The organism is Streptomyces sp. SID5464, from assembly GCF_009862985.1.
Lineage (GTDB): Bacteria > Actinomycetota > Actinomycetes > Streptomycetales > Streptomycetaceae > Streptomyces > Streptomyces chartreusis_D.
The window spans coordinates 31,608-56,943 of sequence record NZ_WWIQ01000004.1 but is presented as its reverse complement, the minus strand read 5'-3'; the positions used below and the strand labels follow the sequence as shown (position 1 = coordinate 56,943).

General features: G+C 72.7%; 19 protein-coding genes and 2 pseudogenes. 15 read left to right on the top strand and 6 right to left on the bottom strand.

Annotated elements, in window-relative coordinates:
* Positions 1–2 precede the first annotated feature (2 nt).
* From GTY47_RS03885 to GTY47_RS03875, 3 genes are all read right to left on the bottom strand, one after another.
* On the bottom strand, positions 3–506 hold the full coding sequence (locus GTY47_RS03885; RefSeq protein WP_010038772.1) for a GNAT family N-acetyltransferase: 504 nt from the start codon (positions 504–506) through the stop codon (positions 3–5).
* Between the two features lie 181 nt (positions 507–687).
* Entirely contained in the window at positions 688–2,265 is a 1,578-nt protein-coding gene (locus tag GTY47_RS03880; RefSeq protein WP_029181099.1) for an alpha/beta hydrolase, read from the bottom strand.
* Between the two features lie 134 nt (positions 2,266–2,399).
* Positions 2,400–3,437: an Rv2578c family radical SAM protein gene (locus GTY47_RS03875; protein WP_010038768.1), complete on the bottom strand. Its 1,038-nt coding sequence runs from the start codon at positions 3,435–3,437 to the stop codon at positions 2,400–2,402.
* A gap of 170 nt (positions 3,438–3,607) precedes the next feature.
* Between GTY47_RS03875 and GTY47_RS03870 the strand changes: the two genes are divergently transcribed.
* From GTY47_RS03870 to GTY47_RS03815, 12 genes and pseudogenes are all read left to right on the top strand, one after another.
* Entirely contained in the window at positions 3,608–4,051 is a 444-nt protein-coding gene (locus GTY47_RS03870) for an SRPBCC family protein (protein ID WP_010038765.1), read from the top strand.
* A 155-nt stretch (positions 4,052–4,206) separates the two neighbouring features.
* Entirely contained in the window at positions 4,207–6,597 is a 2,391-nt protein-coding gene (locus GTY47_RS03865) for an MFS transporter (RefSeq protein ID WP_029181098.1), read from the top strand.
* Between the two features lie 145 nt (positions 6,598–6,742).
* Complete coding sequence (locus GTY47_RS03860) at positions 6,743–9,190, top strand: SpoIIE family protein phosphatase (protein WP_010038757.1); 2,448 nt, start codon at positions 6,743–6,745, stop codon at positions 9,188–9,190.
* A gap of 33 nt (positions 9,191–9,223) precedes the next feature.
* Positions 9,224–9,949 carry a class I SAM-dependent methyltransferase gene (locus GTY47_RS03855; protein WP_010038753.1) on the top strand — a complete coding sequence of 242 codons (726 nt, stop codon included), beginning with the start codon at positions 9,224–9,226 and terminating at the stop codon, positions 9,947–9,949.
* Between the two features lie 142 nt (positions 9,950–10,091).
* A pseudogene (locus GTY47_RS40635) lies at positions 10,092–10,253 on the top strand (cellulose-binding protein); the annotation flags it as partial.
* 237 nt (positions 10,254–10,490) lie between these two features.
* Positions 10,491–11,567 (top strand): SGNH/GDSL hydrolase family protein, encoded by a 1,077-nt coding sequence (locus GTY47_RS03845; protein ID WP_040903057.1) that lies wholly within the window; start codon positions 10,491–10,493, stop codon positions 11,565–11,567.
* A gap of 76 nt (positions 11,568–11,643) precedes the next feature.
* Positions 11,644–12,477 carry a M55 family metallopeptidase gene (locus tag GTY47_RS03840; RefSeq protein ID WP_010038746.1) on the top strand — a complete coding sequence of 278 codons (834 nt, stop codon included), beginning with the start codon at positions 11,644–11,646 and terminating at the stop codon, positions 12,475–12,477.
* On the top strand, positions 12,470–13,783 hold the full coding sequence (locus GTY47_RS03835) for a M20/M25/M40 family metallo-hydrolase (RefSeq protein ID WP_010038744.1): 1,314 nt from the start codon (positions 12,470–12,472) through the stop codon (positions 13,781–13,783). The genes GTY47_RS03840 and GTY47_RS03835 overlap by 8 nt, the downstream gene beginning before the upstream one ends.
* A 97-nt stretch (positions 13,784–13,880) precedes the next feature.
* The gene (locus GTY47_RS03830; RefSeq protein WP_010038739.1) at positions 13,881–15,845 is read left to right on the top strand and encodes a prolyl oligopeptidase family serine peptidase; all 1,965 of its coding nucleotides are present in this window, start codon (positions 13,881–13,883) and stop codon (positions 15,843–15,845) included.
* Positions 15,842–16,774 (top strand): LD-carboxypeptidase, encoded by a 933-nt coding sequence (locus GTY47_RS03825; RefSeq protein ID WP_029181097.1) that lies wholly within the window; start codon positions 15,842–15,844, stop codon positions 16,772–16,774. The genes GTY47_RS03830 and GTY47_RS03825 overlap by 4 nt, the downstream gene beginning before the upstream one ends.
* A 157-nt stretch (positions 16,775–16,931) precedes the next feature.
* Positions 16,932–18,712, top strand: a pseudogene (locus tag GTY47_RS03820) (CocE/NonD family hydrolase).
* 31 nt (positions 18,713–18,743) lie between these two features.
* Entirely contained in the window at positions 18,744–19,304 is a 561-nt protein-coding gene (locus GTY47_RS03815; protein WP_029181096.1) for a GNAT family protein, read from the top strand.
* Positions 19,305–19,322: 18 nt separating this feature from the next.
* Here GTY47_RS03815 and GTY47_RS03810 read toward each other — a convergent pair whose 3' ends face one another.
* The gene (locus GTY47_RS03810; protein ID WP_010038732.1) at positions 19,323–19,670 is read right to left on the bottom strand and encodes a glyoxalase/bleomycin resistance/dioxygenase family protein; all 348 of its coding nucleotides are present in this window, start codon (positions 19,668–19,670) and stop codon (positions 19,323–19,325) included.
* Positions 19,671–19,718: 48 nt separating this feature from the next.
* Here GTY47_RS03810 and GTY47_RS03805 point away from each other — a divergent pair, with 48 nt between their 5' ends.
* Positions 19,719–20,216, top strand: a complete 498-nt coding sequence (locus GTY47_RS03805; protein WP_010038730.1) for a phage holin family protein — start codon at positions 19,719–19,721, stop codon at positions 20,214–20,216.
* 6 nt (positions 20,217–20,222) lie between these two features.
* Positions 20,223–21,251, top strand: a complete 1,029-nt coding sequence (locus GTY47_RS03800) for an SDR family oxidoreductase (protein ID WP_040903022.1) — start codon at positions 20,223–20,225, stop codon at positions 21,249–21,251.
* Between the two features lie 23 nt (positions 21,252–21,274).
* On the opposite strand, the gene GTY47_RS03795 is transcribed toward GTY47_RS03800, so the two are convergent.
* Entirely contained in the window at positions 21,275–22,366 is a 1,092-nt protein-coding gene (locus GTY47_RS03795) for an enolase C-terminal domain-like protein (RefSeq protein WP_010038726.1), read from the bottom strand.
* Between the two features lie 19 nt (positions 22,367–22,385).
* On the bottom strand, positions 22,386–23,348 hold the full coding sequence (locus GTY47_RS03790; RefSeq protein ID WP_010038724.1) for an LLM class F420-dependent oxidoreductase: 963 nt from the start codon (positions 23,346–23,348) through the stop codon (positions 22,386–22,388).
* 172 nt (positions 23,349–23,520) lie between these two features.
* Here GTY47_RS03790 and GTY47_RS03785 point away from each other — a divergent pair.
* Positions 23,521–25,336: FAD-dependent oxidoreductase (locus GTY47_RS03785; RefSeq protein ID WP_063738901.1), on the top strand; the 1,816-nt coding region annotated here is incomplete at its 3' end.

Genomic DNA, 25,336 nt, shown 5'->3' with positions numbered 1-25,336 from the left:
GATCAGCGGGGGAGTGCGCGTGCGTACCGCACCTCCGGGACTTCGGTGCCGCCCACCTCGAAGGGTTCCTCGGCGCCGTCCGCGTGGAAGCCGGCCCGCTCGTAGAAGCGGCGGGCCCGGCGGTTCTCCTTGAGGACCCACAGGAGCTGACGGCCGTGGCCCGCGGCGGCGCACCGCGCGACGGACTCGGCGAGCAGGGCCTGCCCCGCGCCGTGTCCCACTTGCTCGGGGTGGACGTAGATGGCGTACAACTCGGCGTCGGAGGTGAGGAGTTCACCGTCCTGGTACGGACCGTGGCAGGCCCAGCCGACGACCTCGCCGCCGGTGTCCTCGGCGACCAGGTTCACCACGCCGGCGGCGGCCTGTGTCAGGTGCCCGCGACGGCGCTCGGCGTCCGCCGCGACACTGAGCCCGTCCAGGTACGACTGCGGCACCAGCCCCCGGTACGCGCTCTGCCAGCCACGGACGCGGATCTCCGCGACGCGGTCGCAGTCGGCGAGCGTCATCTCCCTTATCCGGACTTTCCGCATCCCGAGCGCCCTCGGCCGAGGATTCACCCCGCCACCCCGGCGAGCGCCCGGACCTCGGCGGCGGCCCCGTCGGGGGCGGGAATCCTCGTCAGCTCACTCATGGGTCCATGGTGGACCACGGGTCTGACAGCGCCGCCCCGACGGACCGGTCGGGTGCTCAGCCGCGGAAGCCGAGCAGGCGGTGCAGCATCGAGCCGCGGGCGGACATCGACGCCGCCTTCGACGTCAGCGGCTTGGGGTCCGGCAAGGCGTCGCACACCGCGTCTCGCGTGCCGACGCCGCGCGGCACGGTGCCGTCGGACAGGTAGGTCGCCAGGTACTTGTCCAGGCAGGCGTTCCCGCTCAGCGTGATGCCGTGGTTGCCGCCGCCCTGCTCGACCACCAGGCTGGAGCGCGCCAGCAGGTCGTGGACGGTGACGCCGCCCTCGTACGGAGTGGCCGCGTCGTTCGTCGCCTGGAACAGCAGTGCCGGCGGAAGCTTGCCGTTGGCGATGTCCACCGGCTGCGCCGAGTCGGTCGGCCAGAACGCGCACGGTGCGTTGTACCAGGCGTTGTTCCACGTCATGAACGGCGCCTTCTCGTACGCCGCCCAGTTGTCCTTGCGCCACTGGTGCCAGTCGCGCGGCCAGAAGGCGTCCCGGCACTGCACCGCGGCGTAGATGCTGTAGCTGTTGTCGTCGGCGGCGTCGACAGCGCCGAAGTGCTTGTACGCCTCGACCAGCGGGCCGGTGTTCTTGTGGTTCACATACGCCGCGAACGCCTCGGCCAGGTAGGGCCAGTAGCCGTTGTAATAGCTGCCCGGGACGAAGGTGTCCTCCAGTTCCGAGGCACCCACCTTGCCGCCCGCCGGATTCCTGGCGAGGGCCGCCCGCATCGCGTACCACGCGGCTTCGATCTTCTCCGGATCGGTGCCCAGCCGGTATCTGGCGTCGTGCTTGGCGACCCAGGCCATGAAGGCGCGGTGGCGGTCGTTGAAGGCGTGGTCCTGGTTGAGGTTCGCGGTGTACCACACGTCGGTGGGGTCGGCGATCGAGTCCAGGACCAGGCGCCGGACCCGCTGCGGGTACAGCTTGGCGTAGACCGCGCCCAGGTAGGTGCCGTACGAGTAGCCGAAGTAGTTGATCTTCCTCGCACCCAGGGCCTGCCGGATCGCATCGATGTCGTGCGCGGCGCTGATCGTGTTGATGTACGGCAGCAGATGCCCGTACTTCTTGGTGCAGGCGGCGGCGAATGACTTGGCGCGGGCGAGGTTGGCCCGCTCGGACTCGGGCGTGGCCGGTACGGAGTCCGGGCGCACCGGGCCGAAGTAGCCGGGCTTGCAGTCGAGGGCGGGCTTGCTCCGGCCCACTCCGCGCGGGTCGAAGCCGATGATGTCGTACTGGGCCGCGACCTCCTTGGGCAGCGAGTTCGCGACGAAACCGGCGAGCGTCAGACCGTCGCCGCCTGGGCCGCCGGGGTTGACCAGCAGCGGGCCCTGGAACTTCGCGGCGGTGTGCGGGACGCGGGACAGCGCGAGGGTGATCTGCCGGCCGTCCGGGTTCGCGTGGTCGAGCGGCACCTTGAGGGACGCGCACTGGAGCATCGGGTAGTCGGTGGTGGCGCACTTCTTCCAGCTGGGTTTCACAGCCCGAAAGGTTTGTGCGGAGTGCGGTGCGCTCGCCTCGGCGGGCACGGCCGTAAGGCTCCCGGCCAGCGCGACGGCGGCGCCGCACAGCACGGCTGCGCGTGTTCTCATGGAGTCCTTCCAGGACGGAGGGCGCGGGCCGCGGGGATCACGGTCCTCGCCGATTCGTCCCGGCAAGCGGCTCCGGAAGAACGTGTTCCGTCAAGACTTGACCCGATTGGGTCGCTGGATGCGCTCGAACGCTCCTATATGAGCGACAGTTGGGTCGGTTCGGGCGTCGGTGGCTCGTCCCGTTCGGGCGGCCGGATCCGGCGCGGCACCTGTGCGCGCGTGGGCCCGATGCCGTACTCCTCGGCCAGTTCGTGCACCTGGCGGGTGATCCGGCGCTGGTACCACTTCGGAGCGTAGGAGCCGTCCGCGTAGAGCCGCTGGTAACGGGGCACCAGGTGCGGATGGTGCTGCTCCAGCCAGGCCATGAACCACTCACGGGCGCCGGGCCGCAGATGCAGCACCAACGGCGTGACGGACGTGGCGCCGGACGCCGCGATCGCCCGCACCGTGGCCCGCAGTTGGGCCGGGTCGTCGCTCAGGAACGGGATCACCGGCGCCATCAGCACACCGCAGCCGATGCCGTGCTCGCCGAAGGTCCGCACGACCTCCAGGCGCCGCTCGGGCGCCGGCGTGCCCGGTTCGACGGTGCGCCACAGCTCCTGGTCGGTGAAGCCGACGGAGACCGATATGCCGACGTCGGTCACCTCCGCGGCCTGCCTGATCAGGTCCAGGTCACGCAGGATCAGGGTGCCCTTGGTCAGGATCGAGAAGGGGTTCGCGTGGTCGCGCAGGGCCGAGATGATGCCCGGCATCAGGCGGTACCGGCCCTCGGCGCGCTGGTAGCAGTCGACGTTCGTGCCCATCGCGATGTGCTCGCCCTGCCAGCGGCGCGAGCCGAGCTGCCTGCGCAGCAGCTCCGGCGCGTTGATCTTGACCACGATCTGGGAGTCGAAGCCGAGGCCCGTGTCGAGGTCGAGATAGCTGTGCGTCTTGCGCGCGAAGCAGTACACACACGCGTGTGAGCAGCCGCGATAAGGGTTGACCGTCCACTGGAACGACATCCGCGAGACCGCCGGCACCCGGTTGATGATCGAGCGGGCCCGGATCTCGTGGAAGGTGATCCCGCGGAACTCCGGTGTGTCGAAGGTGCGGGTCGTCACCGCGTCCGCGCCGAACAGCGCGCCGTCGGCCCGGCTGTGTTCGGAGTCCACTGTGAGGTTCTCCCAGCGCATGACGCCTCCTCGGTAGCACTGCCCCCAGAATAGAACACATGTTCCTTTGATCGTGCGAGGGTGTTTTCCGAACGCGTTCGACCGGGTTGGACGCCCCCGATTTGGGGGGCCGGGCAGCGGGGTGGTTGGCTTGCCCCGACCCCCGAGAACCCATGTCCTGGAGGAACCTGATGGCGCAGGTCGAGGCCACTACGGAGCGGATCGTCGCGGCGGACGCGGAGACGGTGTTCGACGCCCTCGCCGACTACAGCGGCACGCGCGCGAAGCTGCTGCCCGAACAGTTCAGCGAATACGAGGTCCGGGAGGGCGGTGACGGTGAGGGCACCCTCGTCCACTGGAAGCTCCAGGCCACCAGCAAGCGCGTGCGTGACTGCCTCCTGGAGGTCAGCGAGCCCACCGACGGCGAGCTGGTCGAGAAGGACCGCAACTCCTCCATGGTCACCACCTGGCGGGTCACGCCGGCCGGCGAGGGCAAGTCCCGGGTCGTCGTGACCACGACCTGGACCGGCGCCGGCGGCATCGGCGGCTTCTTCGAGAAGACCTTCGCGCCCAAGGGCCTCGGCCGCATCTACGACGCGCTGCTCGCCCGGCTCGCCGCCGAGGTCGAGAAGTAGCCTCCCCAAGGCCCGGGCCGCCAGGGGTCGTTGTGCCCCTCACCGGTTCGGGTGATCTGCCTACGGTTCGCTCCTGTGCCGTAACTCGTCGCGCTTGCTCGTAGTTGTCGCTTTTACGCGGGAATTGTGCGGCAGCGCGACGAGGGGAGCGGTAGGTGGGCGGGATCACTCTGGCGCAGGACGAACCGGCGGTGGCACCTCCCGAACCTCCCGCGCCATCACCGGCCCCGGCCGCCGAACCGAGCCCGCGCAGAGTGCGGTTGGTCTTCCTCGCACTCATGCTGGCCCTGCTCCTGGCAGCTCTGGAGCAGATGATCGTCGCCACCGCGCTCCCGAAGATCGTCGGTGAGCTGCACGGCCTGGACCGGATGTCCTGGGCGATCACCGCCTACCTGCTCACCGCGACCGTCGGACTGCCGATCTACGGCAAGCTGGGCGATCTGCTCGGCCGCAAGGGCGTCTTCCAGTTCGCGATCGTCGTCTTCGTCGCCGGCTCCGCGCTCGCGGGCCGGGCGCAGACCATGGACCAGCTGATCGCCTTCCGCGCCCTCCAGGGCGCCGGCGCGGGCGGCCTCATGATCGGTGTCCAGGCGATCATCGCGGACATCGTGCCCGCGCGGCGGCGCGGCCGCTACATGGGCCTGATCGGCGCCGCCTTCGGACTCGCCTCCGTGGCCGGGCCCCTGCTCGGCGGCTACTTCACCGACCACCTCTCCTGGCGCTGGTGCTTCTACGTCAACGTGCCCTTCGGCCTGGTCACACTGGCCGTCGTCGCCGTCGCGCTGAAGCTGCCGAAACCGGCCGGCAGGGCCCGGCTGGACATCCTCGGCGCGCTGCTGCTCACCGCCGCCTCCACCTGCCTGGTCCTGCTGACCAGCTGGGGCGGCACGGAGTACGCCTGGGACTCGCGCATGATCCTCGGCCTCGGCGCGGGAGCGGCGGTGGCGACCGTCCTCTTCCTCGTCGCCGAGCACTTCGCCGCCGAACCCCTCATCCCGCTGCGGCTGTTCAGGGACTCCGTCTTCAACGTCACCGGCCTGGTAGGTCTGGTGACCGGAGCCGGGCTGTTCGGCGCCGCCAGCTATCTGCCGACCTACCTCCAGATGGCCGACGGGGCCTCCGCCACCGAGTCGGGCCTGCTCATGCTGCCCATGATGGGCGGCATCGTCGGCGCCTCGATCATCGCCGGACAGCTCATCAGCCACACCGGCCGCTACAAGGCCTACCCGATCCTCGGCGGCGCCCTCTCCGTCGCCGGCATGTGGCTGCTGTCCCGCCTCGACGCCGACACGCCCCGGCTGCACTACAGCCTCTGGATGGCCGTCCTCGGTGCCGGCATCGGCATGGTGATGCCGGTGCTGATCCTCGCCGTGCAGAACTCGGTGCGCCCCGCCGACCTCGGCACCGCCACCAGCGCCAACAACTACTTCCGGCAGATCGGCGGCAGCGTGGGAGCCGCCGTCTTCGGCACGCTCTTCGCCGACCGGCTCGCCGACGCCCTGGCCCACCACCTGCCCACGGGCGCGGGCGACCGGCTCCCCGACCCCGAGTCCATCACCCCGCAGCTCGTGCACAGCCTGCCCCCGGAGCTGCGCGACGGCTACATCGGGGCGTACGCCGAGGCCATGCCGAGGATCTTCCTCTACCTGGTGCCGGTGCTCGCCGTCGGGCTGGTCATCGCCCTCTTCCTCAAGGAGAAACCCCTGGTGTCCCACAACCTATCCGTCACCGACCCGGACACGGAGCCGGTGAGCACCCCGATCCCGCAGGCACGCGCTCCCCACACCGCCGGGATCCCCGTCTGCGGCTCGGTGCAGCACCACGACGGGACCGTCGTGCCCCGCGCGGCGCTCACCCTCATCGACGTCACCGGCCGGCAGACCGGACGCGGCGCGAGCGGCGAGGACGGGCGCTACGCGCTGGCCACCCCGGGCCCCGGCTCCTACGTGCTGATCGCCGCCGCGGGCGGCCACCAGCCGCAGGCGGTCTCCGTGACCGTCGGCGAACGCCCCGTCGAACTGGACATCGTCCTGGGCGGCGCGGGCAACCTCGTCGGCACCGTGGTCACCGCCGACGGCACACCCGTACGGGACGCCGGCGTCACCCTCACCAATGTGCACGGCGAGGTCGTGGCCACCACCCGCAGCGGCCGCGAGGGCGGCTACGCCATCACCGATCTGGTGGCCGGCGAGTACACCCTCGCCGCCAGCGCCCCCGCGTTCCGCCCGACCGCGCTCCCCGTCACCGTCCAGGCCGCCCGCGAGACCCGCCGGGACATCGAACTGGCCGGCGGCGCCGTCCTGCGGGGCACCGTCCGGGCGGGCGGCGGCCGGCCCGTGGAGGACGCGCGCGTGACGCTGCTGGACGTGGCGGGCAACGTCGTCGACACCCTCACCACCGGCGCCGACGGCACGTTCCGGTTCGTCGACCTGTCCTCCGGCGAGTACACCGTCATCGCCGCCGGTTACCCGCCCGTCGCCACCGTGCTCCAGGTGGCCGGAGGGGGCCGCACCGAACGTGACCTCCAGCTGGGACACGACGACTGAACCCGCACCGGCGCGCGGGGTCGCACGCCGGTGCGAACCCCGCGCGTGGAATTCCCGCATTGCCGCACACGGCAACCGGCGGTCGCCGTACGGTGGTGACGCTGGCACAGATCTTGCGGATCCGTGGGGAGAGAGGGCCTGGGCCATGGACCGTGGCACCGAGAGGGACACACCCGCCGGCCCCGACGCCGGGCTCGGCTCGGCGACGGAAGCCACCGAGCCCGGCCGTGTCCCCCTGGCCGTGGTCGTCGTGGACCGCGAAGGCCTCGTGTCGCACTGGAGCCGGGGCGCACGGCGCCTGTTCGGCGTCCCCAAGGACGAGGCCATCGGCCGCCCGGCCCTCGACCTGCTCCCCGTCTCCGGCGCACTCCCCGAGGACCGGGACACCACCCCGTACGGGGCCTACGACGGACTCGGCCCCGGCCTCGGACCGTCCCTCGACGGCGGGCTCTCCTACCCGGCGGCGGGCCGCGCCCGGCTCACCGCACCCGGCAGCGACCGCGTCGACGTCCTGTGGTGGGCCTATCCCCTGGTCGGTCCCGGACCCGAGCGGCTGCTCGTGCTGGCCGCCGACGCGGACGGGCTGAGCACCGGCGACACCGACGGGGCGTTCGAGCGGATCGCGCCCGGCTTCGCGCTGCACACCGACTTCCCCGGGGCGGAGGACCTCGCCCGCCGGCTGCCCGAGATCCTGCCCAGCATGAGCGTCGGCGAGAGCGCCCGCATCGTCTCCCAGGTCCTCGAACTCGGCTATCCGGTGCTGGAGTTCAGCCAGAACGACCGGGTGCCCGTCACGCCCGACTGGGGCGTCGCCCGGCGCGCCGAGCGCAAGGCGCGCCGGGAACGGGCCGCCCGGGCCCTGGCCGCCGGCGAGCCCGTCCCGGAGGAACTGCGCGACGAGGGCGAGGACCTCGAGTACGCCGCCGTCCGCGAGCGCCTGGAGTTCCTCAACGAGGTCAGTGGCCGCATCGGCACCTCCCTCGACCTGTCCCGCACGATCCTCGAGGTCAGCAGGGCCGTCGTGCCCCGCTTCACCGACGTCGCCGGGACCTACCTGCGCGAACAGGTCGTCGCCGGCGAGGGGTTCCCCGAGGGCGTGCCCGACACGACGACCCTGTGGCACCGGGTCGCCGTCGAGCACACCGACGAGCCCGGCCGCTGGGACGACGTCGTACCGGTCGGCGAGGCCATGCCGTTCCCGGCGCACACGCCGTTCTTCCAGTGCATGACGACCGGCGAGCCCGTGCTCGTGCCGCGCATCAGCGAGGAGATGGGCCACGCCATCGCCGCGCAGTTCGAGAAGCGCGACATCCGGCCGCTCATCACGGGCCGCTCCATGCTGATCGTGCCGCTGAAGGCCCGCCACGTCGTGCTGGGCTTCATGATCCTGCTGCGGCATCCGGAGCGGCCCGTCTTCAACGACATGGACCGTGTCACCGGCGCCGAACTCGCCGCCCGCGCGGGCCTCGTGCTCGACAACGCGCGCATGTACACGTACCAGGAGAACGTCGCCGAGACGCTCCAGGACAGCATGCTGCCGCACATCCCGCCCCGCATGGCCGGCTGTGACATCGCCACCCGCTATCTGCCGGGCACGCTGCTCGGCCGGGTCGGCGGCGACTGGTTCGACGCGGTGAAACTGCCCGGCGGCCGCACCGCGTTCGTCGTCGGCGACGTCATGGGCCACGGACTGAACTCGGCCGCCATGATGGGCCAGTTGCGGACGGCCGTGCAGACCATGGCCGGGCTCGACCTGCCGCCCGCCCAGTTGCTGCGCAACCTCGACGACCTCGCCCAGCGGCTCGGCGACACCTACCTCGCGACCTGCCTGTACGCCGTCTACGACCCGATCGCGAGCGAACTGCGCCTCGCCAACGCCGGTCACATCCCGCCCGTCCTGGTCCGCGCCGACGACGGGCGCAGCGAACTGCTCGACCTGCCCACCGGAGCGCCCATCGGCGTGGGCGGCGTGCCCTTCGAGGCGGTACGGGTGCGCGTCCGGCCCGGCGACCGGCTGGTGATGTGCACCGACGGGCTGGTCGAGGTGCGCGGCGAGGACATCGGCGTGGGTCTCGCGACCCTCTGCGCGTCGGCCGCCCACCCGGCCGCCTCCATGGACGACGCCTGCGACACGATCATCCGGTCCCTCAACACGTGTGGCGGCCGCAAGGACGACGTGGCGCTGCTGATGGCCCGCCTGAACGGCATCGAACCGGACGACGTGGCCGAGTGGCGGATCGCCCTCGACCCGGCCGAGGTCGGCCGGGCCCGCGCGGTGGTCCGCGAGCAACTGCACGACTGGGGTCTGGCGAAGCTGGCCGCGCCCGCCGAGCTCATGGTCAGCGAACTCGTCACCAACGCCGTACGGCACGCACACGCCCGCCCCGTCGAACTGCGCCTGGTCCGCGGCGACACCCTGCTGTGCGAGGTGGACGACGACGACCACGAGCTGCCGACGCTGCTCGGCACGGGCCCGCTCGACGACGTCGGACGCGGTCTGCGGGTCGTCAGCACGCTGTCCCGCGAGTGGGGCACCAGCCGGACCAAGGCCGGCAAGACGGTCTGGTTCGAGCTGACCCTGCCGCGCCGTTGAAGACCATCGCGTCGACACCCTGGGGAGTTGGGCATGAGCGTGACGAGCCGGTACCGGGAGGCCTGGGAGGGGTTCTGGCGTGAGGCGTCCGCCGAACCGGGGGCGGTGTTCTGGGACGCCGAGCCGGCCGTGACCGTCGGCCCGCATCTCGCCCTGTTCGAACCGCACTTGGCCGATCCCGCGCTGCCGCTGGTGGATCTCGGCTGCGGCAACGGCACCCAGACCCGCTTCCTCGCCGACCGCTTCCCCCGGGTCGTGGGCGCCGATCTGTCCGCCGCGGCCCTCGACCACGCCCGGCGGGCCGACCCGGCGGGGCAGGCCGCCTACCGGCAACTGGACGCCGCCGAGAAGAGCGCGGCGCAGGCCCTGCACGCGGAGCTGGGCGACACCAACCTCTACATGCGGGGCGTACTGCACCAGTGCGAGCCGGACGACCGGCAGGCGCTGGTGGACGGGATCGCCACGCTGGTCGGGGACCGGGGCCGGGCCTTCCTCGTGGAGCTCTCGGGGGCGGCCAAGGCCGTGCTGACGGGGCTGGCGAGCGGTCCGGCCGGTCCGCCGCCCAAGCTCGCGCCCGTCTTCCGGCACGGCCTCGCACCCGGCGAGGTCTCCGACGACGCCGTACCCGCATATCTGCGCTCGGCCGGTCTCACCGTCCTGGCCGGTGGCGAACTGCCCCTGACGACCACGGAGTTCCGCTCCGACGGCACGCGCATCGAACTGCCGTCGAGGTGGTTGGTGGCGGGGCGTACGGCCTGAGACGGACGGTCAGTGGTCCGGGCCGGGTCCCCACCGCGCGCCCGTCCGTGACCAGGGGCAGGGTGATCACGGGCCGGACACCGCGCAGTGACTGGGCCTGTGAGGCGTTGTGCGTGGCGGGGCGGCGGTCGTCGTCGCCGGCATGCTCGCCCTCGCGAGCCGGCACCACCTGGGCCGCTGGTTCGACGATCCGGACGATCTGGTCGGCCCGATCCGGGATCCCTGGGTGGGCGGGCGGCCGTTCCTCCCCGACGGACTCCCCGTGATCGACCGCGTCCCCGGGCACGGCAACGCCTTCGCGGCCACCGGCCACGGCATGCTCGGGGTCACCCTGGGCCCGGCCACCGGGCACCGGCTCGCCGAGTACGTCGTCACCGGGCGGCGGCCCGAGGCCCTCGGGCCCTTCCGCTTCGACCGGCTGCGGAGCTGCGCGCGACGCGCTCTGGTGGGCGAGGTTTTTGTCGGTGTACGGTCATACATGCCCGGTCCGTGCACCTGCCTCGTCCCCCGGAGGACAGTCATGCCGTTGCCCTGGTTACGGATGCTCGTCGCGTCGACGGCGGCGATGGTGCTGGCCGGCCCGGCCGCGGTCGCCACCGCCGCCGCGCCGGACCAGGACGGAGTGCGCGCGAGCGTGCACACCGCCGGGCGGGTCGAGGATGCCGGAGACGTGCTCCGGTACAGCTGGCCCGGCGTGTACTTCGAGGGCCGGTTCCGCGGCACGGGCGTGGGCATCGTGCTCGACGACCCGGCCGCCGACTACGACGTCCAGATCGACGGAGCCACCGTCGCGACCCTCGTCACGCCGGGCAGGACCACCCACCGGGTCGACGGCCTGCGAGGCGGCGTGCACACCGTACGGCTCGTCAAACGCAACGACACCCCCTGGAGCACCAGCTCGTTCGGCGGCTTCGTCGCCGCGCCCGGCGGCGCCGTCCTCGCCAGGCCGGCCGCGCGCAGCCGCCAGATCGAATTCGTCGGCGACTCCCTCACGGCGGGCTACGGCAACCTCTCGACCTCCCGGGACTGCACCGGTGAGCAGCTCAAGCGCACCACGAACGCCGACGTGAGCTACGGCGCCCTCACCGCCCGTCGGCTGCGCGCCGACTACCAGATCAACGCCTATTCGGGCCTGGGGATGGTACGCAACTACAACGGTGGGTCGCCGGAGGTGAACTACCGCACCTTCTACGACCGTGCGCTGCTGAACGTGCCCGGCGACGTCTGGCAGAACCCGGGCACCTGGCGGCCGCAGCTCGTGGTCGTCCACCTCGGCACCAACGACTTCTCGACCCCCGTCAACCCGGGCGAGCCATGGACCGACGAGAGCCTCGCCGCCGCCTACCGGAGCGCCTACAGCGGCTTCCTCCAGAAACTGCGGGCGCGCTACGGGCCGGGGACGACCATCCTGGCCGTCGGCACCGGCCCGTTCGCCGGGCACGTCGAGCAGGTGGTCCAGGAGCGCACGGCCGCGGGTGACCGCCGGGTCCGCTCCTGGCGCCTCGACGACACGGGCCTGGACTACACGGGCTGCCACTGGCACTACTCGGCCCGTGACAACCGCCTGCTCGCCGACCGGCTCACCTCGTTCATCAGCGACCTGCCGATACGGTGGTGACATGTCGTAGCCGGTTCCGCCCGTAGCGCGTAACGTGACGAACCATGAAGATCTCCACCCGGGGGGACGGCTCGTCATGAGAATCCTCATCAGCGCCGACATGGAGGGCGCCACCGGCGTCACCTGGCCCGACGACGTGCTGCCGGGCGCCTCGCAGTGGGAACGCTGCCGCTCGCTCTTCACCTCCGACGTCAACGCCGCCGTGCTCGGTTTCCACGACGGCGGCGCCGACGAGGTGATCATCAACGAGGCGCACTGGACCATGCGCAACCTGCTGCTGGAGCAACTGGACGAACGCGCCCAGCTGCTCACCGGGCGGCACAAGGCGCTGTCCATGGTGGAGGGGGTGCAGCACGGCGACGTGGACGGCATCGCGTTCGTCGGCTACCACGCGGGCGCCGGCATGGAGGGCGTCCTCGCGCACACCTACCTCGCGAACCAGATCACCGGCGTGTGGCTGAACGACGTACCGGCGAGCGAGGGGCTGCTCAACGCCCGGGTCGTCGCCGAGTACGGCGTGCCGGTCGTGCTGGTCACCGGGGACGACGTCGCGTGCGAGGACGCGCTCGGGTACGCGCCCGAGGCCCTGAAGGTCGCCGTGAAGGACCACGTCTCGCGGTACGCGGCCGTGTGCCGTACGCCCGCCAGGACCGCGGCCGACATCCGGGCGGCGGCCAAGGAGGCGGCTTCACTGGCCGTGCGTCACGAACCCGTGCGTGGCGGGCCGTTCACCGTCGCCGTGGAGTTCGACGCCGAGCACCTGGCCATGGCCGCCACCGTCGTGCCGGGTGTGGAGCGGATCGGGCAGCGGAAGGTGGCCTACACGAGCGAGACCATGTACGAGGGCATCCGCGCCTTCAAGGCGGTCACCACGATCGTCTCGGCCGCGGTGGAGGAGAAGTATGGCTGAGCAGCCGGACGGGCAGGCGCTGGACGAGGTCGTGACGTTCACGTCCGACCTGATCCGGATCGACACCACCAACCGGGGCGGGGGCGACTGCCGGGAGCGGCCCGCCGCCGAGTACGCCGCCGCGCGGCTCGCCGAGGCCGGTATCGAGCCGACGCTCCTGGAGCGCACCAAGGGCCGCACCAACGTCGTCGCCCGCGTCGAGGGCACCGACCCTTCGGCCGGCGCGCTGCTGCTCCACGGCCATCTGGACGTCGTACCCGCCGCGGCCGCCGACTGGACCGTGCACCCGTTCTCCGGGGAGATCCGCGACGGAGTCGTCTGGGGACGCGGCGCCGTCGACATGAAGAACATGGACGCGATGATCCTCGCCGTGCTCCGCGCCTGGGCGCGCCAGGGCGTCCGGCCCCGGCGGGACATCGTCATCGCGTTCACCGCGGACGAGGAGGCCAGTGCCGAGGACGGCTCCGGGTTCCTCGCCGACGAACACGCCGCGCTGTTCGAGGGCTGCACCGAAGGCGTCAGCGAGTCGGGCGCCTTCACCTTCCACGACGGCGCCGGACGGCAGATCTACCCCCTCTCGGCCGGTGAGCGGGGCACCGCCTGGCTGAAGCTCACCGCGCGCGGCCGGGCCGGGCACGGCTCCAAGGTGAACAAGGACAACGCGGTCACCCGGCTCGCCGCCGCGATCACCCGGATCGGCGAGCACGAGTGGCCGCTGCGGCTGACCCCGACCGTGCGCGCCGCGCTCACCGAACTCGCCGAGCTGTACGGCATCGAGCCCGACCTGACCGACGTGGACCGGCTGCTCGACAAGCTCGGACCGACCGCCGGGCTCGTCGAGTCGACCCTGCGCAACAGCGCCAACCCGACCATGCTGGACGCCGGTTACAAGATCAACGTGATTCCCGGGGAGGCCGTGGCGCACGTGGACGGCCGGTATCTGCCCGGCGGGGAGGACGAGTTCCGCGACACCCTCGACCGGCTCACCGGGCCGGACGTGGACTGGGAGTTCCACCACCACGAGGTGGCCCTCCAGGCGCCGGTGGACTCGGCGACGTTCGCCCGGATGCGGGCCGCCGTCGAGGAGTTCGCCCCGGAGGGGCACGTCGTGCCGTACTGCATGTCCGGCGGCACGGACGCCAAGCAGTTCTCCCGGCTCGGCATCACCGGCTACGGCTTCACACCGCTGAAGCTGCCGGAGGGCTACGACTACGGCGCCATGTTCCACGGCGTGGACGAGCGGGTTCCCGTCGAGGCACTGCACTTCGGCGTCCGCGTGCTCGACCGGTTCCTGCGGACGGCTTAGGGTCTGTTGCCTGGAGCAGGCGACCGACGACAATGCGGCAGATGCGCGTGCCAGACCCCGCGTCTGCGGCATGATCCAAGCGACAGGCCCATGGAGAGTGGGGGAGACGGTGCGGACGCTGGCGTACGGGGCGTGGCCCTCGCCCATCGACGCGGCGCTGGCCGCCGCGCACGACGGCCACCCGGAATTCGTGGGGTTCGTCGGCGACGAGGTGTGGTGGACCGAGCCGCGCCCCGCCGAGGGCGGCCGGCGCACCCTGGTGCGGCGGCAGGCCGAGGGCACGGAGGAGTCGCTGCTGCCCGCCCCGTGGAACGTGCGCAGCCGGGTCATCGAGTACGGCGGACATCCCTGGTCCGCCCTCCCGCAGGAGAACGGTCCGCTGGTGGTGTTCGTGAACTTCGACGACCAGCGGCTGTACCGGTACGAGCCGGGCGGCGAGCCGCGTCCGCTCACGCCCCTGTCCGACGTGGGTGCGGGCCTGCGCTGGGCGGAGCCGCGACTGCGGCCGGAGCGGGGTGAGGTGTGGTGCGTGCTGGAGGAGTTCACCGGCCCCGGGCCCGCCGACGTGCGCCGCGTCCTGGCCGCCGTACCACTGGACGGCTCCGCCGCCCGGGACCGGGACGCGGTACGCGAACTCACCGACGACCGGCACCGGTTCGTGACCGGACCGCGGCTGTCGCCCGACGGACGGCGGGCGGCCTGGCTCGCCTGGGACCATCCGCGCATGCCGTGGGACGGCACCGAACTGCTCCTCGCCGACGTCGCCCCCGACGGCACCCTGCACGGCGCCCGGACCGTGGCGGGCGGGCCCGCCGAGTCCATCGCGCAGGCCGACTGGGCCCCCGACGGACGCCTGCTGTACGCGAGCGACCGCAGCGGCTGGTGGAACCTCTACCTCGACGGGGAGCCCCTGTGCCCGCGCGAGGAGGAGTTCGGCGGGGCGCTGTGGAAACTGGGCATGCGATGGTTCGCGCCGCTCGACAGCGGTCTGATCGCCGTCGTGCACGGCCGGGGCGCCACCGCCCTCGGAATCCTGGACCCGGAGACCGGCGAGGTCGTCGACGCGGCCGGGCCGTGGACCGAGTTCGCGCCCACCCTCACGGCCCACGGTGAGCGGGTCGTCGCCGTCGGGGCCAGCCCGCGCAGCGCCTACGAGGTCGTGGAGCTGGACGCCCGCACCGGCCGGGCCCGCGTCATCGGCGCCGAGCACGACGACGCAGTCGACCCCGCGTACTACCCCGAGCCGCAGATCCGCACCTTCACCGGCCCCGACGGGTGCGACATCCACGCCCACATCTACCCGCCGCACCACCCCGGCTGCGTCGCGCCCGGCGACGCGCTGCCGCCGTACGTCGTCTGGGCGCACGGCGGACCCACCAGCCGGGCGCCGCTCGTGCTCGACCTGGAGATCGCCTACTTCACCTCGCGCGGCATCGGCGTCGCCGAGGTCGACTACGGCGGCTCCACCGGATACGGCCGCGCGTACCGCGAACGGCTGCGTGAACAGTGGGGCGTGGTGGACGTCGAGGACTGCGCCGCCGTCGCCCTGGCCCTCGCCGACGAGGGCACCGCCGACCGTGACCGGCTCGCCGTCCGGGGCGGCAGCGCGGGCGGCTGGACCGCGGCCGCCTCGCTCACCACGACCGACGTGTACGCCTGCGGCACGATCAAGTACCCCATCCTCGACCTCACCAGCTGGGGCACGGGCGAGACCCACGACTTCGAGTCGCGGTACCTGGAGAGCCTGATCGGGCCGCTCGCCGACGTGCCCGCGCGCTACACGGAGCGCTCGCCCTCCACCCACGCCGACCGCCTCAGCGTGCCGTTCCTGCTGCTCCAGGGCCTGGACGACGTGATCTGCCCGCCCGCCCAGTGCGAGCGGTTCCTGGCCCTGCTGGGGGACCGGCCCGTGCCGCACGCCTACCTCGCCTTCGAGGGGGAGGGGCACGGATTCCGGCGGGCGGAGACCATGGTGCGCGCCCTGGAGGCCGAACTCTCCCTGTACGCCCAGGTGTTCGGACTGAACCCGCCCGGCGTCCCGACCCTGGAGCTGGTCAGATGACGCAATTGCTGAGACCACCCCGACTCGCCCCCGGCGCCCGCGTGGCCGTCGTCGCGCCCAGCGGGCCCGTGCCCGAGGAGCGGCTGCAGGCCGGGCTCGACGTCCTGCGCGGCTGGGACCTCGACCCCGTGGTGGCGCCCCATGTGCTCGGCCGCCACCGGGAGTTCGACTACCTGGCCGGCACGGACGCCCAGCGGGCCGCCGACCTCCAGAACGCCTGGTGCGACCCGGCCGTCGCCGCCGTGCTGTGCGCCCGGGGCGGATACGGGGCGCAGCGCATGGTGGACCTGCTCGACTGGGACGCGATGCGGGCGGCGGGTCCGAAGGTGTTCACCGGATTCAGCGACATCACCGTGCTGCACCAGGCGTTCGCCACCCGCCTGGGACTGGTCACCCTGTACGGCCCGGCGGCGGCCGGCGTCGACTTCATCAAGAACGCCCGCGCGCAGGACCATCTGCGGGCCACGCTCTTCGACCCCGAGTCCGTGCGGACCGTCACCGCCGTGCCCCCCGGCGGCACCGCGCTGGTGCCCGGACGGGCCCGGGGCGTCACGCTGGGCGGCTGCCTCAGCCTGCTCGCGAGCGACCTCGGCACCCCGCACGCCCGGGCCGGCGCCCGGGGCGGGCTGCTGCTGATCGAGGACGTGGGCGAGAGGCCGTACCGCATCGACCGGTATCTGACCCAACTCCTGCGCGCCGGCTGGCTGGACGGGGTCGCGGGGATCGTGCTCGGCTCCTGGGCGGCGTGCGGCCCGTACGAGGAGCTGCGTGCGGTGCTCGCCGACCGGCTCGGCGGCCTCGGCGTCCCGGTCGTGGAGGAGTTCGGGTTCGGGCACGGCGAGGGCGCGCTGACGATACCGCTCGGCGTCCCGGCCGAACTGGACGCCGACAGGGGCACGTTGACGTTCGACGTGCCGGCGCTGAGATGAGACGCGGCTACTGAAATCCTGTCACGAAACCCTCGTTTCGGTGATTGACGCCCCCTGACACGTGTCACACCATGGCTACCGGCCACAGTACCTACTGGTCGGTATCCGGGTTGGCAGGTTGCCGCCGTTGTCGTCGTCCCTCACCGTGGAGGTCCGTGTGTCCCGACGCGTGCCCAGATCCCGCGCACTGCTCGCTCTCGCTCTGGGCGCCGCGCTGGCCGCCCCCCTCGTCCTCACCCCGCCCGCCTCCGCGGCCGACCCCTACACCGTCACCCCCTGAAGTTCACCGTCCAGGCCGGCGGCCGCTCCTGCACGGTCGACGCCGACCTGTACCGTCCCGCGGGCGTGGACCGGGACCACCCGGCACCCGCCGTGCTCGGCACGAACGGCTTCGGCGGCAGCAAGTCGGACGGTTCGACGGCCACCATCGGCAAGGCCTTCGCCCAGCGCGGCTACGTCTCCCTCGTCTACTCCGGGCTCGGCTTCGGCCGTAGCGGCTGCCTCATCTCCCTCGACGACCCGGACATCGACGGCGCCGCCGCCGCACAGCTCGTCGACTTCCTGGGCGGCAAACGCGCCGCCGACGACGGCAGCACCGCCGACTTCGTCACCCTCGACGCCCCCGGCGACCCGCGCGTCGGCATGATCGGCGGCTCCTACGGCGGCGCCGTCCAGCTCGCGACGGCCGCCGTCGACCACCGCCTCGACGCGCTCGTCCCCATGATCACCTGGCACGACCTGTCCTACTCGCTCGCCCCCGGCAACGCCGTCGGCAGCACCGGCGTCCCCGGCGTCTTCAAGTGGCAGTGGACCAACGGCTTCTACCTCATCGGCGAAGGACAGCCGCTGCTCCAGCCCAGCCTCGACCCCTCCCGCATCAACTCCCTGACCTGCCTGCACTTCGTCACCCAGGCCTGCCGGACCATCCACACCCTCAACTCCGGCAGCTTCCCCGCCGACCGCACCGCCGAGCTGCTCGCCTTCGCCCGCCGCGTCTCCCCGGTGTCGTACCTGCACCGCGTCAGGACGCCCACCCTGCTGGTCCAGGGACAGGCCGACACCCTCTTCAACCTCAACGAGGCCACCGCGACGTACCGGACGCTCCGGGCCCAGGGCACCCCCGTGAAGATGATCTGGCAGTCCTGGGGCCACAGTGGCGGCGCCACCGGCCCGGCCACCGGCGAACTCGACCTGTCCAAGGGCAACCTGGAGACCAGCTACGTCGGCCGGCGCGTCCTCGCCTGGTTCGACCGCCACCTGCGCAAGCGGACGCACGCCGATACCGGGCCGGCCTTCGCCTACCACCGCGACTGGGTGGCCGACCCGGACCGTGCCTACGCCACCGCCGACCGCCTCCCCGTCCTCAGCCGCACGCTGTACCTCTCCGGGGACGGCAGACTCGTCGACAGCCGCGCCGAGGTGGCCCGCGGCACTCGCGGTTACACCAACCGGGTGACGCCCACGAGCCATTCGGAGAGCTCGCTGGCCGGACTCATCGGGCTGCAGGACCCACCGCCACACGACACGAAGGGCACCTACCTCGACTGGACCAGCAAGCCGCTGGAACGCCCCCTCGACGTCGTCGGCGCGCCCCGGGCCACGCTCAAGGTGCACTCCCCGAAGGCCGAGCGCACGCAGCACTCCGGCGACGCGGCCGACAAGCTCGTCCTCTTCGCCAAGATCTACGACGTCGCCCCCGACGGCACCCGCACCCTGGTGCGCCGCCTGGTCGCGCCGGTCCGGGTACGGGACGTGACGAAGAGCTTCACCGTCACCCTGCCCGGTGTCGTGCACCGGTACGAGACCGGGCACCGGCTGCGGTTCGTGATCGCGGCGAGCGACGACGCCTACTTCGGCAACCGGGGGGTCAAGCCGGTGACCGTGGTCAGCGGACCGGGCGAGCCCGGGGTGCTCCGGCTGCCGGTCGCCGGGTCCTGAGAAGACACGCCGGCGCGGTTACTGTGGCGGGGTGCCGCACAACGCATCCCGCTACCTCGCCGAAGGCCCCCGGGTGGGCATACGCCACTTCACCTACGGGGACGGTGCCGAGTTCACCGCCCGCGCCCGGGAGAGCAAGGACCTGCACCAGCCGTGGCTCTTCCCGCCCGACAGCGCACCGGCGTACACCGCGTACGCGGCCCGGCTGATCGAGGACCCGTCCAAGGCCGGCTTCCTGGTCTGCGAGAAGGGCGACGGGTCCATCGCCGGGTTCATCAACATCAACAACATCGTCGAGGGCGGCTTCCAGTCCGGGACGCTGGGCTACGGCGCCTTCGCGCACGCCGCCGGGCGGGGGCTGATGCGCGAAGGGCTGGACCTCGTGGTGCGGTACGCGTTCGGCCCGATGCGGCTGCACCGGCTGGAGATCAACGTCCAGCCCGGGAACGCCGCGTCGATCGCCCTGGCCCGCGGCGGCGGATTCCGCCTGGAGGGCTTCTCGCCGAACATGCTCTTCGTCGACGGGGCCTGGCGCGACCACGAGCGCTGGGCGATCACCGCCGAGATGATCACGCAGCCGGGGCGGCGCTGAGCCGGGCCCCGGCCCGGATCACGCCTGACGGTCCACGTACTCGTAGACCGACCCGTCCGGATGCAGGGCGATCAGGTTGCGGCCCGCCGGCGAGGCGATGGGCCCCGCGATGATGTGGGCGCCCAGCTCGGTCAGCACCTTGTGCGTCTCCTCGACGTCCGTCACGGCGATCGTCGCGGCCACCTTGCGCAGCAGCTCCAGTTCGGCCGGGGGACCGCTCATCAGCAGGAAGCAGCCGATCGCCGCCACCTGGACACCGCCCCGTTCGAAGCGCTGGGCTCTGCCGCCCGCCAGCCGCTCGTAGAAGGGAATCGCGGTCTCGAGGTCGTCGACGCAGACGCGCAGTGTGGCACCCAGAATCTCCATGACGCCGAGCCTAGTTACGCACCAGGGGGCGAGGGTACCCGGCCAGGCATGAAGCCGCTGGATCACCTGGAGCATCTGGACAAGCAACTGGTCGACGAGCTGGCACAGGTGGCGCGCGAGACCGTCCGGGACGAACTGCGGGAGCAGACGCGCAGGCAGCGCCGCAAGGCGATGCTGTACGCCGCGTCCGGCGCCCTCGCCCTGTACGCGGGCGCGGCCCTCGCGCTCGCCGTGGGACTGGCCCTCGCCCTCGGCCTGCCCGACTGGGCCGCCGCGCTGATCACCGCCGCGATCCTGGGCGCCCTCGCGTACGTGCTGCGCGGCGTGGCCCGCCCGTCCGCTTCCCGCCCGGGCCCGGCGCACGCGGTCGGCATGACGCCGGGGCACGAGAGCACCGGCCGGGGAACCGGGGTGCCCGGCGGTGTGCCGCCCGTGCCGCCGGCCCCGCCCGCCGCCGGACCCGTGGCCGGCGCCGCCGGCGGGCCGGCCCCCGGTGTGGTGCCCCCGCGGCCGGCGGACGACCCCGACGTGCCCCGTGGGGCGTGATAAAGCATGCGCACGACAGATACACCGCACGGCCGCGTCGTCGTGGTGACCGGAGCCAGCGGCGGCGTGGGACGGGCCACGGCCCGGGCCTTCGCCGCCGGGGGCGACCGGGTCGCCCTGGTGGCCCGGGGAACCGAAGGGCTCGCCGCCGCGGCCGACGACGTGCGGCGCGCCGGGGGCGAGGCCCTCGTGATCAGCGCGGACGTCTCCGACGCCAAGGCCGTCGACGACGCCGCCCAGCAGGTCGTCGACACCTTCGGCCCCATCGACGTCTGGGTCAACAACGCCTTCACCGGGGTCTTCGCGCCGTTCACGGAGATCGGCCCCGACGAGTTCCGCCGCGTCACCGAAGTGACCTATCTGGGCTATGTGTTCGGCACCCGGGCGGCCCTGCGGCACATGCTGCCGCGCGACCGCGGCACGATCGTGCAGGTCGGCTCCGCGCTCGCCTACCGGGGCATCCCGCTCCAGTCGGCGTACTGCGGGGCCAAGCACGCGATCCAGGGGTTCAACGAGTCCCTGCGCTGCGAACTGCTCCACACGCGCAGTGCGGTGCGCACGACGATGGTGCAGTTGCCCGGCCTCAACACCCCGCAGTTCGACTGGGTGCTGAACCGCATGCGGGGCCGGGCCCGGCCGGTCGCTCCGGTGTACCAGCCGGAGGTCGCGGCCCGGGCGATCGTGTATGCGGCGTCGCACGCGCGGCGCCGGGAGTACTGGGTGGGCGCATCGACGGCCGCCACGCTCCTCGCCAACGCCGTCGTCCCCGGGCTGCTGGACCGCTATCTGGCGCGCACGGGCTTCGGGTCACAGCAGGAGGGGGACCGGCACGACGGGCCGGCCAACCTGTGGGCCCCGGCGGACGGGCGGCAGGGCCACGACTTCGGCGCGCACGGGCGGTTCGACGACGAGGCCGTGCACCACAGCCCGCAGCAGTGGGTCTCACGGAACCGGCGGCGGGTCGGCGCGGCCCTGACCGTGGGGGCGGCGGGCGCCCTGGCCGCACGCAAACTGGCCGGGCAGGCCCGCCGGTAGGTCTCCTCGACTCACCGGTAGGTCTAGGAGACCCGGTACTCCGCCACCTCCTGCGTCCGCAGGGTGAGCCCGTGGCCCACGCCCTGGACCGGGCGGACCGTGCCGCCCGTGGGGTCCAGGGCGCCGTCGAAGAACATGTCCTCGATGCGGACATGGTCGTGGAACCACTCGAGGTGCCGGACATTGGGGAGCGAGGCGGCCGCCGCCGCGTGGGCGTGCGGGGCACAGTGCGCGGAGACCTCCAGGCCGTGGGCATGGGCCAGGGCGGCCGCGCGCAGGAACTCGGTCAGGCCGCCGCAGCGGGTCGCGTCGACCTGGAGGCAGTCGACCGCCCCCGCCGCGATCATCCGCGCGAAGTAGGGCAGGTCGAAGCCGTACTCCCCGGCCGTCACGTCGCACACCACCGCGTCCCGGACCAGCCGGAGGCCCGTCAGGTCGTCCGAGGACACCGGCTCCTCGAACCAGCCCACGCCGTGCTCGGCGAGGGCGTGGCCGACGCGCACCGCCTGCTTGCGGGTGTAGGCGCCGTTGGCGTCGACGTACAACTCCGCGTCCGGGCCGATGACCTGGCGCGCGGCCCGCACGCGGTGCAGGTCGCGGGCCACCTCCCGGCCCCACCCCTCGCCGACCTTGATCTTCACGCGCGGGATGTGCTGCCCGTGCACCCAGCCGTTCAGCTGCGCTGCCAGATGCGTGTCGTGGTACGTCGTGAAGCCCCCGCTGCCGTACACCGGCACCCGCTCGCGCCGGACCCCCAGCAGCCGGGCCAGGGGGAGTTCCAGCAGCCGGGCCTTGAGGTCCCACAGGGCGATGTCCAGGGCGGAGATCGCGCAGGACGCGATGCCCGGGCGGCCCGCGTTGCGCACCGACCGGCACATCGCGTCGTGCGCCGCCGGGATGTCCAGGGCGCTCATGCCCTCGACCAGCGGGGCGAGTTCGGCGGTGAGGAAGTCGCCGACGGCCGCCGGGCCGTACGTCCAGCCCGTGCCGGTCGCGTCACCCGCCGACACCTCGCAGATCACCACGGTCGTGGAGTCCCAGGCCAGCGTGCCGTCCGCCTCGGGAGCGTCCGTCGGCACCGTGTACACGGACACGACGGGACGGTGGAGTTCCATCGGGTCGCCCCGCCTTCCCTCAGGCGGCCTGCTGGAGCTGCGGCAGCACCTTCGTGCGGTAGAAGTCGAAGAAACCGCGCAGGTCCGGGCCGATCTGGTTGACGTAGACCCGGTCGAAACCCGCGTCCGCGAACTGCTTCAGCTCGGCCACGTGCTCGTCCACGTCGTCGCCGCACACCCGGTTCGCACGCACCATGTCCTCGGTGACCAGCTGCTGCGCCTGCTCGAAGTGTTTCGGGGAGGGCAGCACCTGGCCCAACTCGCCGGGCAGCTGCTCGTTCGCCCAGAGCCGGTGGACGGTCGTCACGGCCTCGTCCTTGTCGGTGTCGTAGCAGACCTTCGTGCCACCGCTGACGAGTTTTCCGCCGCCTCCGCCCTTGCGGTACTGCTCCACCATCGCCTCGTCCGGCTCGATGGTGATGTAGCCGTCGCCGACGCGGGAGGCGAGCTGCGTGGCCGCCGGGCCGAAGCCGGAGATGTCGATCGGGATCGGCTCGTCCGGGACCGTGTAGAGGCGGGCGTTCTCCACCGTGTAGTGCGGGCCGTGGTGATTGACCTCCTCGCCGGTGAACAGCCGGCGCATCACCTGGATGGCCTCCTCCAGCATGTCCAGACGGACGTGGGCCGGCGGCCAGTGGTCGCCCAGGATGTGCTCGTTGAGAGCCTCGCCGGAGCCGACACCCAGCCGGAAGCGGTTGTCCGTCATCACGGCGCTGGTCGCCGCGGCCTGCGCCACCACCGCCGGGTGCATCCGCACGGTCGGGCAGGTCACCGCCGTCTCGATCGGCAGGGACACCGCCTCGGAGAGCGCGCCGATCACCGACCACACGAACGGGCTCTGGCCCTGCTCGTCGTTCCACGGGTGGTAGTGGTCCGAGATCCACAGCGCCTGGAATCCGGCCTGCTCGGCCATCCGGGCCTGCTCGATCAGCTCGGCGGGTCCGTACTGCTCGCACGAGAGGAAATAACCGTACTCGGGCATGGGGGAGTGCCTCCGCGACGTCGGCGGTCCGTATCCCGCACCGGGTACCCGGGCGCCGTTCCGGAAACCGGCGGCGTTCGGGCGAGAGGAGCCCGGCGGACGTTTGGGTGCCCTGGCCAGGGGGACGCGGAAGGCTCCCCAGCTACGCGACAGCGCCGGAAGCGAGTGAACCGTGAGTCGACCCCGCATCGTGATCGTCGGTGCCGGTTTCGCCGGGTACCGCGCGGCCCGCACCCTGGCCCGGACGACCCGGGGGCGGGCGCACATCACCCTGCTGAACCCGACCGACTACTTCCTGTATCTGCCCCTGCTGCCCCAGGTCGCCGCCGGTGTCCTGGAGCCGCGCCGGGTCACGGTCTCCCTCTCGGACACGCTGCCGGACGTACGGCTGGTGCTGGGCGAGGCCGACCGGGTCGACCTCGACGGACGGACCCTGCACTACACCGGGCCCGAGGGGGACGGCGGCACGCTCGCCTACGACCGGCTGGTGCTCGCCGCGGGCAGCGTCAACAAGCTGCTGCCGATCCCGGGGGTCGCCGAGTACGCGCACGGCTTCCGCGGGCTGCCGGAGGCGCTGTACCTGCGCGATCACGTGACGCGGCAGGTGGAGCTGGCAGCCGCGGCCGACGACCCCAAGACCTGCGCCGCCCGGTGCACCTTCGTCGTGGTCGGCGCCGGATACACCGGTACGGAGGTCGCCGCGCACGGGCAGATGTTCACCGACGCGCAGGTCCGCAAGCACCCGCTGCGGCAGGGCATGCGGCCGCGCTGGATGCTGCTGGACGTGGCGCCCCGCGTGCTGCCCGAGATGGACGAGAAGCTGTCCGCCACCGCCGACCGGGTGCTGCGGCAGCGGGGCGTGGACGTGCGGATGGGAACCTCCGTGAAGGAGGCCACGCCCGACGGGGTCGTGCTGACCGACGGCGAGTTCGTCGAGACCCGGACCCTGGTGTGGTGCGTGGGCGTACGGCCCGACCCGCTGGTCGAGTCCCTCGGGCTGCCTTTGGAGAAGGGACGGCTGCTCGTCGACCCGCACCTCCAAGTGCCGGGCCGGCCCGAGCTGTTCGCCTGCGGTGACGTGGCCGCGGTGCCGGATCTGGAGAAGCCGGGCAGCTACACGCCGATGACCGCGCAGCACGCCTGGCGGCACGGCAAGGTCGCGGCGGAGAACGTCGCGGCCTCGCTCGGCCTGGGCGGCGCGCGCAAGCCCTACCGCCATCGCGACCTGGGCTTCGTCGTCGACCTGGGCGGTGCGAAGGCCGCCGCCAACCCGCTCGGCGTGCCCCTGTCCGGGGTGCCGGCGGGTGCGGTGGCGCGGGGCTACCACCTCGCCGCGATGCCGGGAAACCGGGTCCGGGTCGCCGCCGACTGGCTGCTGGACGCGGTACTGCCGCGCCAGGCCGTGCAGTTGGGGCTCGTCCGGTCCTGGTCCGTGCCGCTGGACACGTCGTCACCGGAGCTGGCCCGGGTGCCGGGCGGGCCGGAGCAGCGGCAGGAGGCGAGCGCCCGCTCGGGGCCGGGGGCGGCGGTCGCGGCCGACACGCACGAAGGGGGGACCGGCGCGGGGTCCTTGCAGGGCCGGGCCGGAGACGAACCCGCGAAGGGGCAGCCCGGATCCGGCGCGATGCAGAACCGGCCCGGATCCGGGACCGCGCAGCGCCGCTCGGAGGAGGAACTGGCCAAGGGCCGCCCCGGTGCTGAACCGACCAGTACCTGGCCGACCGACGAGCCGGCCAAGGGACCGCTCGGGGGCGGATCCGCCAAGGGCCGGCTGAGCGGCGAGCCGACGAAGGGACGGCCCGGCGGCGAGCCCGCCAGGAGCCAGGTCGGTGGCGAGCCGACTCGGGGCCAGGCTGCGGCTGAGCCCGCGAAGGGGCAGTCGGGTGGTGAGCCGTCCAGGACCTGGCCGGCCGACGAGCCGGCCAAGGGACCGCCCGGTGGTGAGCCCGCGAAGGGGCAGCCTGGCGGTGAGCCCGCGAAGGGGCAGC